The organism is Delftia sp. JD2, from assembly GCF_001682645.1.
Lineage (GTDB): Bacteria > Pseudomonadota > Gammaproteobacteria > Burkholderiales > Burkholderiaceae_C > Comamonas > Comamonas acidovorans.
In genome coordinates this window covers 1-14,043 of sequence record NZ_LFJT01000066.1, presented here as the reverse complement: position 1 = coordinate 14,043, position 14,043 = coordinate 1, and the positions used below count along the sequence as shown (strand labels likewise).

12 protein-coding genes and 1 pseudogene are annotated in these 14,043 nt (G+C 69.8%); 5 read left to right on the top strand and 8 right to left on the bottom strand.

The features are described 5' to 3' along the window. Positions 1–3: 3 nt before the first annotated feature. Positions 4–981 carry a succinylglutamate desuccinylase/aspartoacylase family protein gene (locus tag ACM14_RS25450; protein ID WP_065347709.1) on the top strand — a complete coding sequence of 326 codons (978 nt, stop codon included), beginning with the start codon at positions 4–6 and terminating at the stop codon, positions 979–981. Positions 982–984: 3 nt separating this feature from the next. Here ACM14_RS25450 and ACM14_RS25445 read toward each other — a convergent pair whose 3' ends face one another. Both ACM14_RS25445 and uvrA read right to left on the bottom strand, forming a co-directional pair. Beyond that, positions 985–2,139 carry an FAD-binding oxidoreductase gene (locus tag ACM14_RS25445; RefSeq protein WP_065347708.1) on the bottom strand — a complete coding sequence of 385 codons (1,155 nt, stop codon included), beginning with the start codon at positions 2,137–2,139 and terminating at the stop codon, positions 985–987. Between the two features lie 8 nt (positions 2,140–2,147). Beyond that, a complete protein-coding gene (gene uvrA / locus ACM14_RS25440; protein ID WP_065347707.1) occupies positions 2,148–5,261 on the bottom strand; it encodes an excinuclease ABC subunit UvrA in 3,114 nt (1,037 codons plus the stop codon). Between the two features lie 273 nt (positions 5,262–5,534). Between uvrA and ACM14_RS25435 the strand changes: the two genes are divergently transcribed. The 4 genes from ACM14_RS25435 to ACM14_RS25420 all read left to right on the top strand — a co-directional run bounded on the left by ACM14_RS25435 (position 5,535) and on the right by ACM14_RS25420 (position 9,794). After that, positions 5,535–6,710, top strand: coding sequence for an MFS transporter (locus ACM14_RS25435; RefSeq protein WP_043796511.1), 1,176 nt, complete (start codon positions 5,535–5,537; stop codon positions 6,708–6,710). A 160-nt stretch (positions 6,711–6,870) separates the two neighbouring features. Beyond that, entirely contained in the window at positions 6,871–7,437 is a 567-nt protein-coding gene (gene ssb, locus ACM14_RS25430) for a single-stranded DNA-binding protein (protein WP_012202749.1), read from the top strand. Between the two features lie 86 nt (positions 7,438–7,523). Next, the gene (locus ACM14_RS25425; protein ID WP_065347706.1) at positions 7,524–8,021 is read left to right on the top strand and encodes a hypothetical protein; all 498 of its coding nucleotides are present in this window, start codon (positions 7,524–7,526) and stop codon (positions 8,019–8,021) included. 318 nt (positions 8,022–8,339) lie between these two features. Next, a complete protein-coding gene (locus tag ACM14_RS25420; protein WP_065347705.1) occupies positions 8,340–9,794 on the top strand; it encodes a SulP family inorganic anion transporter in 1,455 nt (484 codons plus the stop codon). Between the two features lie 30 nt (positions 9,795–9,824). On the opposite strand, the gene paaE is transcribed toward ACM14_RS25420, so the two are convergent. The 6 genes and pseudogenes from paaE to ACM14_RS25390 all read right to left on the bottom strand — a co-directional run. After that, positions 9,825–10,922, bottom strand: coding sequence for a 1,2-phenylacetyl-CoA epoxidase subunit PaaE (gene paaE, locus ACM14_RS25415; protein WP_065347704.1), 1,098 nt, complete (start codon positions 10,920–10,922; stop codon positions 9,825–9,827). Next, positions 10,919–11,488, bottom strand: a complete 570-nt coding sequence (gene paaD / locus ACM14_RS25410) for a 1,2-phenylacetyl-CoA epoxidase subunit PaaD (RefSeq protein ID WP_065347703.1) — start codon at positions 11,486–11,488, stop codon at positions 10,919–10,921. The genes paaE and paaD overlap by 4 nt, the downstream gene beginning before the upstream one ends. Beyond that, a complete protein-coding gene (gene paaC, locus ACM14_RS25405; RefSeq protein WP_043825951.1) occupies positions 11,488–12,270 on the bottom strand; it encodes a 1,2-phenylacetyl-CoA epoxidase subunit PaaC in 783 nt (260 codons plus the stop codon). The genes paaD and paaC overlap by 1 nt, the downstream gene beginning before the upstream one ends. Positions 12,271–12,283: 13 nt before the next feature. Then, the gene (gene paaB / locus ACM14_RS25400) at positions 12,284–12,589 is read right to left on the bottom strand and encodes a 1,2-phenylacetyl-CoA epoxidase subunit PaaB (protein ID WP_013804631.1); all 306 of its coding nucleotides are present in this window, start codon (positions 12,587–12,589) and stop codon (positions 12,284–12,286) included. Beyond that, a complete protein-coding gene (gene paaA / locus ACM14_RS25395; protein WP_012202742.1) occupies positions 12,586–13,608 on the bottom strand; it encodes a 1,2-phenylacetyl-CoA epoxidase subunit PaaA in 1,023 nt (340 codons plus the stop codon). The genes paaB and paaA overlap by 4 nt, the downstream gene beginning before the upstream one ends. 45 nt (positions 13,609–13,653) lie before the next feature. Next, positions 13,654–14,043 (bottom strand): annotated as a pseudogene (locus tag ACM14_RS25390) (phenylacetate--CoA ligase); the annotation flags it as partial.

Here is a 14,043-nt window from a genome sequence, read left to right as displayed (position 1 = left end):
GTGATGGAAACTTTGCGATTTGACCTTCCCCTGCCCGACCTGAGCGCCTGGCGCGCGGGCAATACCGGTACCGAGGGCGTGTGGCAATTCGACTCGGGACGCCCGGGCCGCCACGTGATGATTTCCGCGCTGGTGCACGGCAACGAGATCTGCGGCGCCTGGGCCGTGTCCGGGCTGCTTCAGGCCCTGAGCAACGGACTGGCTCTGGACAACGGCCGCCTGACCCTGGTGCTGGCCAACCTCGATGCCTTCGACCGCTTCGACGCGGCCAGCCACGATGCCTCGCGCTTCGTGGACGAGGACATGAACCGCCAGTGGATAGACGCACGCATCGACGAGGGCAGCACCCGCGAACGCCGCCGCGCCGCCGCGCTGCGCCCCTTCGTGCAGCAGGCCGACTGGCTGCTGGACCTGCATTCCATGCACGAGCCCTCGGCCCCGCTGCTGCTGACCGGCATGCAGCCGCGCAACCGCGATCTGGCACGCCAGATGGGCGCGCCGGCGAACATCGTCGTGGATGCCGGCCACAAGGACGGCACGCGGCTGCGCGACTACGGACGCTTCGGCCTGCCCGACGCCGAGGCCGGCGACTCGCGCTCGCTGCTGATCGAATGCGGCTTCCACGGCGATCTGGCCAGCCGCGATGTGGCGCACGACCAGTGCCTGCGTTTCCTCGAAGTGGCCGCCATCTTCGACAACAGCGCGCTGCAAGCCGCCCTGCCCGGCTGGAAGCAGGCCGACGCACCGGCCCAGTGGGCGCTGGAAGTCACGGCGCCCGTGGTGGCCAAGAGCAGCGGCTTTCGCTTCACGGCGCCGTTCACGGGGCTGGAGCGCTTCGAGAAGGCCGGCACGGTGATCGGCGATAACGATGGCGAGCCGGTGATCACGCCCTATGGCGACTGCGTGCTGGTCATGCCCTCGGTGCGCCAGGCGCGTGCGGGCGTGACCGTGGTGCGCTTTGCGCGGCGCTCGCCGCTCTGAGCCTCAGCCGCGCTGACAGCGCGCGGGCGACAGCCGTTCAGGCTGCACGCCCTGCGCGGCCAGGCGCGCATCCAGCGGCTCGCCGCACAGCAGGTTGCGCGCCAGCAGGCTGTAGCCGAAGGCGCTCTGTATGCCGTAGCCGCCCTGGGCGGCCACCCAGAAAAAGCCCGGCAGCGGCGCAGGCGAAGCATCCCAGCCCACGGCCATCTCGCCGTCGGCCACAAAGCTGCGCAGCCCGGCCCAGGTGTGGGAGGGGCGGCGAATCTGCAGCGTGGTCACTTCCTCGATGCGCCAGATGCCCGTGGCCACGTCCAGTTCCTCGGGCGCCACGTCCTGCGGCGCCACGGGGTCGGCGTTGGCGGGCGAGCCCAGCAGCTGGCCTGCATCGGGCTTGAAGTAAAAGCCCTCGTCGGCGCTGATCACGGCGGGCCAGTGCGCGGCGTCCATGCCTTCGGGCACGGCAAAGGTGAAGGCACTGCGCCGCTTGGGCACCAGGCCGATGGGCGCTGCGCCCGCCAGCGCGCCCAGCGCATCGGCCCAGGCGCCGGCGGCGTTGACCACGCAGCGCCCACGCACCTGGCTGCCGTCGGCCAGGTCCAGGGTCCAGACACCGCCGTCCTGCGCCAGCGCGCGGACCTCGGCGCTGCAGCGCAGCTCGCCGCCGCACTGGCGCAGGCCGCGCAGGAATCCCTGATGCAGGCCGTGCACGTCGATGTCGCGCGCGCCGTCGTCCGCAAAGCCATCGACCAGCAGCGCGGTATTCAGGCATGGCACCAGGGCCTTGAGTTCATCGGGGCCCAGGCGCCGCGCCTGGGGCGAGTGCAGGAGCGCCTCGGCATGGGCGGTATCGAGCAGGTCCTTCTGCGCAGCCGTGCCCACATAGAGCACGCCGCGCGGCGCCAGGATGGGCGCCTGCACAAAGCCTTGCGGCGGCTGCTCGTAGAAGGCGCGGCTGGCGCGCGTCAGCGCCTGGACCTGCAGCGGGCCATAGTGCTCCTCATACAGCGCGGCCGAGCGGCCCGTGCTGTGGTAGCCGGGCTGGGATTCGCGCTCCAGCACCAGCACCGAGGCGCCGCCATCGCGCGCCAGCTGCCAGGCCACCGAGGCACCGGCCATGCCCGCGCCCACCACCACGAAATCACGGATGCTGCTGTCCATGGCCGGCCTCACTTTGCGTTCTTGCGGCCGGGCTTGGCCTGCGCGGGAGCCCCCGCTGCCTCCAGGTAGGGCCGCAGATAGCGCCCCGTGTGGCTGGCCGGGTTGGCCGCCACGTCCTCGGGCGTGCCCGTGGCCACCACCTGACCGCCGCCCGAGCCGCCTTCGGGGCCCATGTCGATGATCCAGTCGGCCGTCTTGATAACGTCCAGGTTGTGCTCGATGACCACGATGGTGTTGCCCGCATCGCGCAGCTGCTGCAGCACCTTGAGCAGCAGGGCGATGTCGGCGAAGTGCAGGCCCGTCGTGGGCTCGTCCAGGATGTAGAGCGTGCGCCCCGTGTCGCGCTTGGACAGCTCCTGGGCCAGCTTGACGCGCTGCGCCTCGCCGCCCGACAGCGTGGTCGCGCTCTGGCCCAGCCGGATATAGGACAGGCCCACGTCCAGCAGGGTCTGCAGCTTGCGGGCGATGGTGGGCACGTCCTTGAAGAAGGCGTGGGCGTCCTCCACCGTCATCTCCAGGATCTGGGAGATGTTGCGGCCCTTCCACTGCACCTCCAGCGTCTCGCGGTTGTAGCGCTGGCCGTTGCAGATGTCGCAGGGCACGTAGACGTCGGGCAGGAAGTGCATCTCCACCTTGACCACGCCATCGCCCTGGCAGGCCTCGCAGCGGCCGCCGGCCACGTTGAACGAGAAGCGCCCGGGGCCGTAGCCGCGCTCCTTGGCGGTGTTGGTCTCGGCCATCAGGTCGCGGATGGGCGTGAACAGGCCCGTGTAGGTGGCCGGGTTGCTGCGCGGCGTGCGGCCTATGGGCGACTGGTCCACATTGATGACCTTGTCGAAATGGCCCATGCCGATGATGTCGTCGTGCGGCGCGGCCTCGCCGCCGGCGCGGTGGATCTGGCGCGCCGCCTCGGTATAGAGCGTGTCGTTGACCAGGGTGCTCTTGCCCGAGCCCGAGACGCCGGTCACGCAGGTCAGCAGGCCCACGGGAAAGTCCGCCGTCACGCCCTTGAGGTTGTGACCGCGCGCACCCACCACGCGCAGGGCCTGCAGTTGCGGCGCGCCGGGGGCGGTTGCGTTGTCGGGATTGGCGGGGGGCTGCTGGGTGCGGGCAGGGAAGCCCTTGGCCGCTGGCCGGGCCTCGCCCTCGGCCGTTGCCTCCAGCACGGGTTGCCAGGGCGTGCGCCGCGCAGGCACTTCGATGCGCTGGGTGCCCGCCAGGTAGCGGCCCGTGGGTGAATCGGGGTTGGCGCGCACCTCTTCGTAGCTGCCCTGGGCCATGACGCGGCCGCCATGCACGCCCGCGCCGGGCCCCAGGTCGATGATCTGGTCGGCCGCGCGCATCATGTCCTCGTCGTGCTCGACCACGATGACGCTGTTGCCGATGTCGCGCAGGTGCTGCAGCGTGCCGATGAGCTTGTCGTTGTCGCGCTGGTGCAATCCGATGCTGGGCTCGTCCAGCACATACATCACGCCCGTCAGGCCGCTGCCGATCTGGCTGGCCAGGCGGATGCGCTGGGCCTCGCCGCCGGACAGGGTGTCCGCGCCGCGCTCCAGGCTCAGGTAGCTCAGGCCCACGTCGTTGAGGAACAGCAGGCGCGAGGCGATCTCGCGCACCACCTTGCCCGCGATCTCGGCCTTGGCGCCCGACAGCTGCAGGGACGCGCACCAGGCATGGGCCTCGGCCAGCGTGGCATGGCCCACCTCGTAGATGGCGCGGGCCTGCTCGCCCTCGCCGATGCGCACGAAGCGCGCCTCGCGGCGCAGCCGCGTGCCGCCGCAGTCGGGGCAGACGGCGACGCTGCGCAGCCGCGCCAGGTCGTCGCGCACCACGCTGGACTCGGTCTCGCGCCAGCGCCGCGTGATGTTGGGGATGATGCCCTCGAAGGGATGGCTCTTGACCATGGACTCGCCCTTGCGCGCGCCGCTGTCGAAGACGTAGCTGAAGGGCATTTCCTCCTCGCCCGAACCCCAGAGCACCACATGGCGCACCTTCTCGGGCAGCTCCTCGAAGGGCAGTTCCACATCGGTGCCGTAGTGGCGCGCCACGCTCTCCAGCATGGAGAAGTAGTAGCCGTTGCGCCGGTCCCAGCCCTTGACGGCGCCGCTGGCCAGGCTCAGCGTGGGGAAGGCGACCACGCGCTCGGGGTCGAAGGACTCCGTGCAGCCCAGGCCGTCGCAGCCCGGGCAGGCGCCCATGGGCGAGTTGAACGAGAACAGGCGCGGCTCCAGCTCGGGCAGCGAATAGCTGCACAGCGGGCAGGCGAACTTGGCGCTGAAGAGGTGTTCCTTGCCGCTGTCCATCTCCAGGGCGATCACGCGGCCGCCGGCGTCGGCGCCACCCGCGCGCAGGGCGGCCTCGAAGCTCTCGGCCAGGCGCTGCTGGGCGTCGGCGCGCACCTTGAGGCGGTCGATCACCACGTCGATGTCGTGGCGCTCGTTCTTCTCCAGCGCGGGCAGGGAATGGGACTCGTGGATCTTGCCGTCGATGCGAAAGCGCACATAGCCCTGGGCCTGCATCTGCGCGAACAGCTCGGCGAACTCGCCCTTCTTGTTGCGCGCCAGCGGCCCCAGCACCATGAGGCGCGTGTCCTCGGGCAGGGCCAGGGCCGCATCCACCATCTGGCTGATGGTCTGGGACTGCAGCGGCAGGTTGTGGTCGGGGCAGTAGGGCGTTCCGGCGCGTGCGAACAGCAGGCGCAGGTAGTCGTTGATCTCGGTCACCGTGCCCACGGTGGAGCGCGGGTTGTGGCTGGTGGCCTTCTGCTCGATGCTGATGGCGGGCGACAGGCCCTCGATCAGGTCCACATCGGGCTTGTCCAGCCGCCCCAGGAACTGGCGCGCATAGGCCGACAGACTCTCCACATAGCGGCGCTGGCCCTCGGCATACAGCGTGTCGAAGGCCAGGCTGGACTTGCCCGAGCCCGACAGCCCGGTGATCACCACCAGCCGGTTGCGCGGAATGTCCAGGTCGATGTTCTTGAGGTTGTGCGTGCGCGCACCGCGGATGGCGATGCGTGACTGCGCCAGCGCCAGGCCAAGGTAGCGGCCGTCGGGCTGGGAGCGGGAGTCGGCGGCCCGGTCCAGGCCGCCGTCTTCGGAAATCGTGTGGGAACCAGGCATCGGGAAAACCCCTGCGAAGGCGAACCCGCCATGATAGGTCAGAACCCGTGCCACCGCATGGCGGCTCGGTCTGCGGGGCGGCAGGGCCTTCTGCGGCGCCCCTTCACAAAACTGTCTTGCACTGCCTTGCATAACCCAGCCACCCCGCAGCGCCGGCCTATGGGCGAGAATGGCGGATTGCTTGCCCCCACAACAGTGCACCCCGTGCTCGATTCCCCCACACCCGTCCACGGCGCCCAGGCGCCAGCCCCCTCCTCGGCCGCATCGGGCCGCATGACCCCGCAGGAACGCCGATCCAGCGCCAGCCTGGCGCTGATCTTTGCGCTGCGCATGCTGGGCCTGTTCCTGGTGCTGCCGGTGTTCGCGCTGGAGGCCCGCAAATACCCGGGCGGGGATGATCCGGCCATGATCGGCCTGGCCATGGGCCTGTACGGGCTCACTCAGGCCGTGTTCCAGCTGCCCCTGGGCCTGGCTTCGGACCGTTTCGGGCGCAAGCGCGTCATCGTCGCCGGGCTGCTGGTCTTTGCGGCGGGCAGCTTGCTGGCGGCCACGGCCGACTCGCTGCTGGGCCTGATGTGGGGCCGGGGCCTGCAGGGCGCAGGCGCCGTCTCGGCAGCCGTGACCGCGCTGCTGGCCGACCTCACGCGCGACAGCGTGCGCACCAAGGCCATGGCCATGGTGGGCGGCAGCATCGGCCTCATGTTCGCGCTGGCCCTGGTGCTCAGCCCCCTGCTGGCGGCCTGGGGCGGGCTGCCCGGCATCTTCGGCCTGACCTGCGCCCTGGCGCTGGCGGGCATTGCCGTCGTGCTCTGGGTCGTCCCGCCCGAGCCCGCGCGCCACGCCGACCAGCCGCGCGGCCGCATGGCCGAGCTGTGGCGCCACGGCGACCTGGTGCGGCTGAACCTGGGCGTGTTCGTGCTGCACACCGTGCAGATGTCCATGTGGGTGGCCGTGCCCGCCATGCTGGTGCAGGCGGGCCTGGACAAGCAGGCGCACTGGCATGTCTACCTGCCGGCCGTGGTGCTGTCCTTCGCCGCCATGGGCGGCCTGTTCGCCATGGAGCGGCGCGGGCGCCTGCGCGCGGCCCTGCTGGGCGCCATCGCCCTGATCACCCTCGTGCAGATCGGCCTGGGCCTGCTGGCGGCCGGCGGCGCGCAGCCGCCGCTGTGGGCCATGGCCGTGCTGATGTTCGTGTTCTTCTGCGGCTTCAACGCGCTGGAGGCCACCCAGCCCAGCCTGGTATCGCGCATGGCCCCGGCTCCGCTGCGCGGCGCGGCGCTGGGCGCCTACAACACGCTGCAATCGCTGGGCCTGTTCGCAGGCGGCGCGCTGGGCGGCGCCGTCGCCAAATGGGCCGGCATGCCGGGCCTGTTCACCCTGACGAGCGTCCTGGCCGTGCTGTGGCTGGTCGTCACCTGGCCGCTGCGCCCCGTGGGCCGCCACGGCTGAACGGCGGATTTTCAGACGGTTACAAGCCGCCGCCACAGGCGGTTGCCACGGGATATCCGCCCCCTGCCATCGGCGGACGGCTTGCGGCACAATGGCGCGTCTGGCCCGGGATCCATCCCTCTATGCCCGGGCCACTTCCCTATGTAAAGGTATTTCACTCATGGCATCCGTCAACAAAGTCATCATCGTCGGCAACCTCGGACGCGACCCCGAAATGCGCACCTTCCCGAGTGGCGATCAGGTGGCCAACGTGACCATCGCCACCACTGACCGCTGGCGCGACAAGAACACCGGCGAGAACAAGGAAGCCACCGAGTGGCACCGCGTGGTCTTCAACGGCCGCCTGGCTGAAATCGTGGGCCAGTACCTGCGCAAGGGCAGCCAGGTCTATGTCGAAGGCAGCCTGCGCACGCGCAAGTGGACCGACCAGGCCTCCGGCCAGGAACGCTACGCCACCGAAATCCGTGCCGACAGCATGCAGATGCTGGGCAGCCGCCAGGGCGGCGGCGGTGGCCAGCAAGGCGGCGGCTACGGCGATGAAGGCTACGGCGACAGCGGCTACGACGCCCCTCCCCAGCAGCAACAGCGCCGCCCGGCCCCTGCCCCCATGGCAGCGCCCGCACCGCGCCAAGCCCCTGCCCAGCGCCCCGCTCCCGCGCCCATGGCACCCCCGCCCCAGCGCGCGGCCTCGGGCTTTGACGACATGGATGACGACATTCCGTTCTGATTCGGACCATCAAGGTTCTTGAGCATCCAGACCCGCTTTCCCCGGAAAGCGGGTTTTGTTTTTCCAGGCGCCCGACGACAAATCCCATGCCCCTGCCGCGTGCCAGAACCCTGTTGTGGAGTCTTGTCCTGTGCCTGCCGCTGGCCCTGTTCGGCTGGCTGGCTGCAGCCCTCTGCCTGATCTCGCAGGAGGACTACACGCCCGAGCCCGGCAGCTTCACCTACTACATCGGCATCTCATCCCTGGTGCGCCATGCGCCGCTGGTGGGCGCGCTGGGCAAGGCGGAGTACTTCGGCACCGTGGGCGACGGCAACAAGCCGCCACACGGCCTGGTGTCCTATGACGTGGAGTTCGCAAGCATTGGCCCCGCCACGCACGCCTTCGATGCCTACCTGCTCGGCAAAGGCTATTCCCGGACTGCGGACGACGAAACGCCCGGCCCCTCCTACGGCATGGGGCGGCGCGTTCGCCATGCCAGGTACACGGCGGCTTCGGGCCAAGTCGTCTACGTGGAAGTGGTGCAGGCCTCATCGGCCGAGCAAGGCCCTGTGCGCTACCGCGCCACCATGGCGCACTACGACTGATTGCGGCCAGGGGTCCATCCCACGGCAGGCAGCACCCCCTCGTACAATCGCGCCCGTGATTTCAGTCCACCGGCACCGTCAACCCGAGGCTCGCCAAGCGCGCAGCCGCGATGCCGCACGCCTTCACAGCTTTACGCTGGCCCGCATCGCGCGCGGCTCGCAGAGCCGGCGCTCGGGCTGCACCCGCCTGGCGCCGCCGTAGCACGGTCGAACCGTACAAGCCGCCAGGTTTCGGGCATGGCCCGACGCCCGGCATGTTCATTCCCGTCTACAAAATCCTGCCCTGCCACACCCAGCGCGACGGGGCCGGCCATTTCCATGTCGAAACACCCCCATCCCTTTCGCGCCGAGTGGGCGCCCAGCATTCCGCGCGAGCTCATGGCCGGCGCCGTGGCCACCTTTGCGCTGATCCCCGAGGTCATCGCCTTCTCCTTCGTGGCTGGCGTCGATCCGGCCGTCGGCCTGTTCGCCTCCTTCATCATCAGCATCGTCATCGCCTTCACCGGCGCGCGCCCGGCCATGGTGTCGGCGGCAGCGGGCTCGGTCGCCCTGGTGGCCGCTCCGCTGGTGCATGCGCATGGCGTGCAGTATCTTTTTGCGGCCGGCATTCTTGCGGGGGCCGTGCAGATCCTGTTCGGCCTGCTGGGCCTGGGCGTGCTGATGCGCTATGTGTCGGGCTCGGTGCGCACGGGCTTCGTCAATGCGCTGGCCATCCTGATCTTCTCGGCCCAGATGCCGCACCTGATCGGCGCCAATGCCGCCACCTGGGCCATGGTGGGCGCCGGCCTGCTGATCATCTACGGCCTGCCCCGGCTGACCACGGCCGTGCCTTCGCCCCTGGTCTGCATCGTGGTGCTGACGGTGGCGGCGCATTGGCTGGACCTGCCCCTGAAGACGGTCGCCGACCTGGGCCTGCTGCCGGACGGCCTGCCCAGCTTCGGGCTGCCGCAGGTGCCTTGGTCGCTGGAGACGCTGCGCCTGATCGCCCTGCCCGCGCTGGCGATCGCCATGGTGGGATTGCTGGAGTCCATGATGACGGCCAGCGTGGTCGATGAACTCACGGACACGCCCAGCTCCAAGAACCGCGAGTGCAGCGGCATCGGCGTGGCCAACATCGCGGCCAGCCTGTTCGGCGGCATTGCCGGCTGCGCCATGATCGGCCAGACCGTGGGCAATGTGCGCTACGGCGGCCGGGGCCGGCTGTCCACGCTGTTCGCGGGCGCCTTCCTGCTCATCCTGATGGTGCTGCTCAAGCCCTGGGTGTCCCAGGTGCCGGTGGCGGCGCTGGTGGCCATCATGGTGATGGTGTCGGCCTCCACGCTGGACTGGGGATCGGCCCGCGCCCTGCTCAGGCATCCCAAGCTGTCCAGTGCCGTCATGCTGGCCACCGTGGTGGTCACCGTGGCCACGGACAACCTGGCCGCCGGCGTGGGCGTCGGCGTGCTGCTCAGCGGGGTGTTCTTCACCTTCAAGGTCTCAAGGCTGCTGTCCGTCGAGAAGACGGAGGACGGCGCAGGCCTGACCTACCGGGTCTCGGGCCAGGTCTTCTTTGCATCGGCCGACCTGCTGGTCGATGCCTTCGACGTGCGGGACATCGAAGGCCGGCCGGTGCGCATCGAACTGACCAACGCGCATTTCTGGGACATCACGGCCGTCAATGCGCTGGACAAGGTCTGCCAGCGCCTGCGCAAGCACGGCAGCACGGTCGAGGTGACGGGCCTGAACGAACACGGCCGGGCACTGGTGTCGCGGCTGGATATCGGCATCGAGTAGGCCCGCGGCCGTCCCCTGGCGGGACGGCCCTCAACGCTCATCGAACGACAGCACCACGCGCTCGGTCAGCGGATGCGCCTGGCAGGTCAGCACGAAGCCGCAGGCGACCTCGTTCTTGTCGAGGGCAAAGTTGCGCTCCATGCGCACTTCGCCCTCGACCACCTTGGCGCGGCAGGTGCCGCAGACGCCCGAGGTGCAGGAATAGGGCACTTCCAGCCCGGCCGAGGAGGCCGCGTCCAGGATGCTGGCCTGGCCGCGCGTGAAGGGGATCTCGCGCGAGAGGCCGTCGCGCACCAGGGTGATGCGGGCGGTGGCGGCGTCGCCGGGCTGGGCCTCGTGCACCACGGCGCCCACCGTGCCCTGGCCTGCGGCCGGCAGGGCCACGCCGAAGCGCTCGATGTGGATGCGCTCCTCGGCCACGCCGGCGGCCAGCAGGGCGGCCTCGGCCTCGTCGTTCATCTGGAAGGGTCCGCAGATGTAGACATGGTCGATGTGCGCGGCCGGCACCACGCCCTGCAGGAATTCGGCGATCTTGGCTCGGTCCATCACGCCCATGTTCAGCGGCAGGTCGGTGTGCTCGTCCGAGAACACATGCTGCAGCGACAGCCGCGACATGTAGCGGTTCTTGAGGTCCTCGATCTCCTCCTTGAACATGGTGGACTGCAGCTGGCGGTTGCCGTAGATCAGCGTGAAGCGGCTGGCGGGCTCGCGCGCCAGCACGGTCTTCATGATGGACAGGATGGGCGTGATGCCGCTGCCGCCGGCGATGCCCACATGGTGGCGCGCGGCCCCGGGCTCGATGGGCACGAAGAAGCGGCCCTGGGGCGCCATGACCTGCAGCGTGTCGCCGGGGCGCAGATGCTCGTTGATCCAGTTGGAGAACTGGCCGCCGCGCACCTTGCGCACACCCACGCGCAGCTCGCCGTCATCCACGCCTGCGCAGATGGAGTAGCTGCGGCGCAGGTCCTGGCCGTCGATCTGGTGGCGCAGGGTGAGGTACTGGCCCTGGGTGAAGCCGAAGACCTCGCGCAGCGCGGGCGGCACGTCGAAGGAGACGACCACGGCCTCGGCCGTGTCGGGCGCAATGCTGCGCACGCGCAGCGGGTGGAACATCGTGGTCGTGGTCATATCGGCTTGAAGTGTTCGAAGGGTTCGCGGCAGTCCAGGCAGCGGTGCAGGGCCTTGCAGGCCGTGGCGCCGAAGGCCGACAGCCGCTCGGTGTGCGCGCTGCCGCAGTGCGGGCAGGCAACGGGATCGGGCACGGCGATGCCCTGGCGGCGGCGCACCAGGCGGATGGGCGAGGTGCCTTCCGGCAGGCCGGAGTCGCCACAGCGCCCGGGCGGCGCGATGCCGTACTCGCGCAGCTTGCGCCGGCCGTCGTCGCTGATCCAGTCCGTGGTCCAGGCCGGGGCGCGGCGCAGCACGGCGCGCGCGGGGCCCAGGCCCGCGGCCTCGATGGCATCGAGCACGCTGCGCTCGATGACCTCGGTGGCGGGGCAACCCGAGTAGGTGGGCGTGAGCACGATCTCCATGCCCTGGCCTTCGGGCAGAGCATGGACCTCGCGCACGATGCCCAGCTCGCAGACCGAGATCACGGGCACCTCGGGATCGGGCACGTCCTGCAGCGCGGCCCAGGCCAGGCGCTCGCGCTCGGCCGAAGCAGATGTGACGACCACAAGCCGTGCGGCAGCCATCACCACACCCCGCCCGGATAGGCGCGCTGCAGGTGCTGCATCTCGGCCAGGATGAAGCCCATGTGCTCGCTGTGCACGCCGTTGCGGCCCGTGCTGCGGAAGGCGGATTCGGCCGGCATGTCCAGCGTGGCCTCCTGCAGCAGGGCGGCCATTTCGGCCTGCCAGGGCTCGCGCAGTTCGGACCAGGCCGGGCCCAGGCCGCTGGCACGTGCGGCGGCGTCCGTGGCGTCGTCGGTGAACAGCTCGGCCGCATAGCGCCACAGCTGGGCCAGGGCCGCCTCCATGCGCTGGCGCGATTCCTCGGTGCCGTCGCCCAGGCGCACCACCCAGTCGCCCGCGTGCTGCTCGTGGTAGCGCGCTTCCTTGAGCGCCTTGGCGGCGATGGCGGCCAGCTCGGCGTCGCTGGAGTGCACCAAGCGCTCCCACATCAGGCGCAGCCAGGTGGCGGCCATGGCGTTGCGCAGCACGGTGAAGGCGAAGTCGCCGCGCGGCAGCTCGGCCAGCGTGGCGTTGAAGTAGTCGCGCTCGTCGCGCAGAAAGGCGAGCTGGTCCTCGTCGTGCGCGCGGCCTTCAAGCTGGCCGGCGCGGGTCAGCAGGGCTCGTGCCTGGCCGACCAGGTCCAGCGCCATGTTGGTCATGGCGATGTCCTCTTCGAGGATGGGCGCGTGGCCGCACCACTGGCCCAGGCGCTGGGCCAGGATCAGGCAGGTATCGCCCAGGCGCAGCAGGTACTGCACCTCGGGGCGGGCGTCGATGGCGATGGAGGAGGCGGAGGCGTTCATGGCAGCTCCCCGCTCACATGTGGTCCACCGAGGGCGGCAGCTGGTAGAAGGTCGGATGGCGGTAGACCTTGTCCTGGGCGGGATCGAAGAACATGTCTTTATCGCCGGGGTCGCTGGCCACGATCTGGTCCGAGCGCACCACCCAGACGCTCACGCCCTCCTGGCGCCGCGTGTAGACATCGCGCGCCATCTGCAGCGCCATCTGCGGGTCGGCCGCATGCAGGCTACCGCAGTGCTTGTGGTCCAGGCCGGCCTTGCTGCGGACGAAGACTTCCCACAGCGGCCATTCGTTGGTGATGTTCTGTTCGGCGGTGGTCATGCGGCCTCCTTGCGGGTCTGGTTTCTCTGTGTCTGCTTGCGGGCATGGGCCAGGGCGGCCTCGCGCACCCAGGCGCCTTCGTCCCAGGCCTTGACGCGGGCGCCCAGGCGCTCGCGGTTGCAGGGGCCGTCTCCGGCGATCACGCGCCAGAACTCGTCCCAGTCGATGGGGCCGTGGTCATGGGCCTGGCGGGCCTCGTTCCATTTCAGGTCGGGGTCGGGCAGGGTCACGCCCAGCACCTTGGCCTGGTCCACCGTGGCGTCGATGAACTTCTGGCGCAGCGCGTCGTTGGAGATGCGCTTGATGCCCCAGCGCATGGACTGCGCGCTGTTGGGCGACTGGTCGTCGGGCGGGCCGAACATCATGATGGACGGCCACCACCAGCGGTTGACGGCGTCCTGCACCATGGCCTTCTGCGCCTCGGTGCCCTGCTGCATCATGGTCAGCAGCGCCTCGTAGCCCTGGCGCTGGTGAAAGCTCTCCTCGCGGCAGATGCGCACCATGGCGCGCGCGTAGGGCGCATAGGAGCAGCGGCAGATGGGCACCTGGTTCATGATGGCCGCACCATCCACCAGCCAGCCGATGGTGCCCATGTCGGCCCAGGTCAGCGTGGGGTAGTTGAAGATGGAGCTGTACTTGGCCTTGCCCGTGTGCAGCGCGTGCAGCATCTGGTCGCGGCTGCTGCCCAGCGTCTCGGCGGCGGCGTAGAGGTACAGGCCATGGCCGCCCTCGTCCTGCACCTTGGCCAGCAGGATGGCCTTGCGCTTGAGCGTGGGCGCGCGGCTGATCCAGTTGCCCTCGGGCAGCATGCCGACGATCTCGCTGTGCGCGTGCTGGCTGATCTGGCGCAGCAGCGTCTTGCGGTAGTTGTCGGGCATCCAGTCCTTGGCCTCGATGAATTCGCCGGCATCGATGCGCTCGTCAAAGCGCTGCTGCAGGCGCATTTCGTCGGCCGAGCGCACGGCCTTGCCGCCATCGCCCGCTTCCTTGCCCATGGTGTCCATGGCCTGGGTATACATGTGCGATCTCCTTGAATGAAATGGTTGACGACGGCCGGCGGTGCCTCAGCGCGGCCGCCTGTCGTACACGCGCCTGGCCTTGCCGGTCTGCGTGCGCTCGATGGTGTCGGGATCGAAGACGCGCACCGCCGTGGAAATGCCCACCAGGGTCTTGATGCGCTGCTGCACCCACTGCGCGATCTCGCCGCGCTCGGCATCGCCCAGGCCGCGCCGCTGCGGCTGCAGCTCGCAGTGCACCTCGACGGTGTCCAGCAGGCCTTCACGGCTGATGTGCATCTGGTACAGGCCCGTGAGGCTGGCATTGGCCAGCACGATTTCCTCGATCTGGGTCGGAAAGACGTTGACGCCGCGGATGATCATCATGTCGTCGCTGCGACCCACGATCTTGCCCATGCGCCGGAAGCTGCGCGAGGTCGGCGCCAGCAGCCGCGTCAG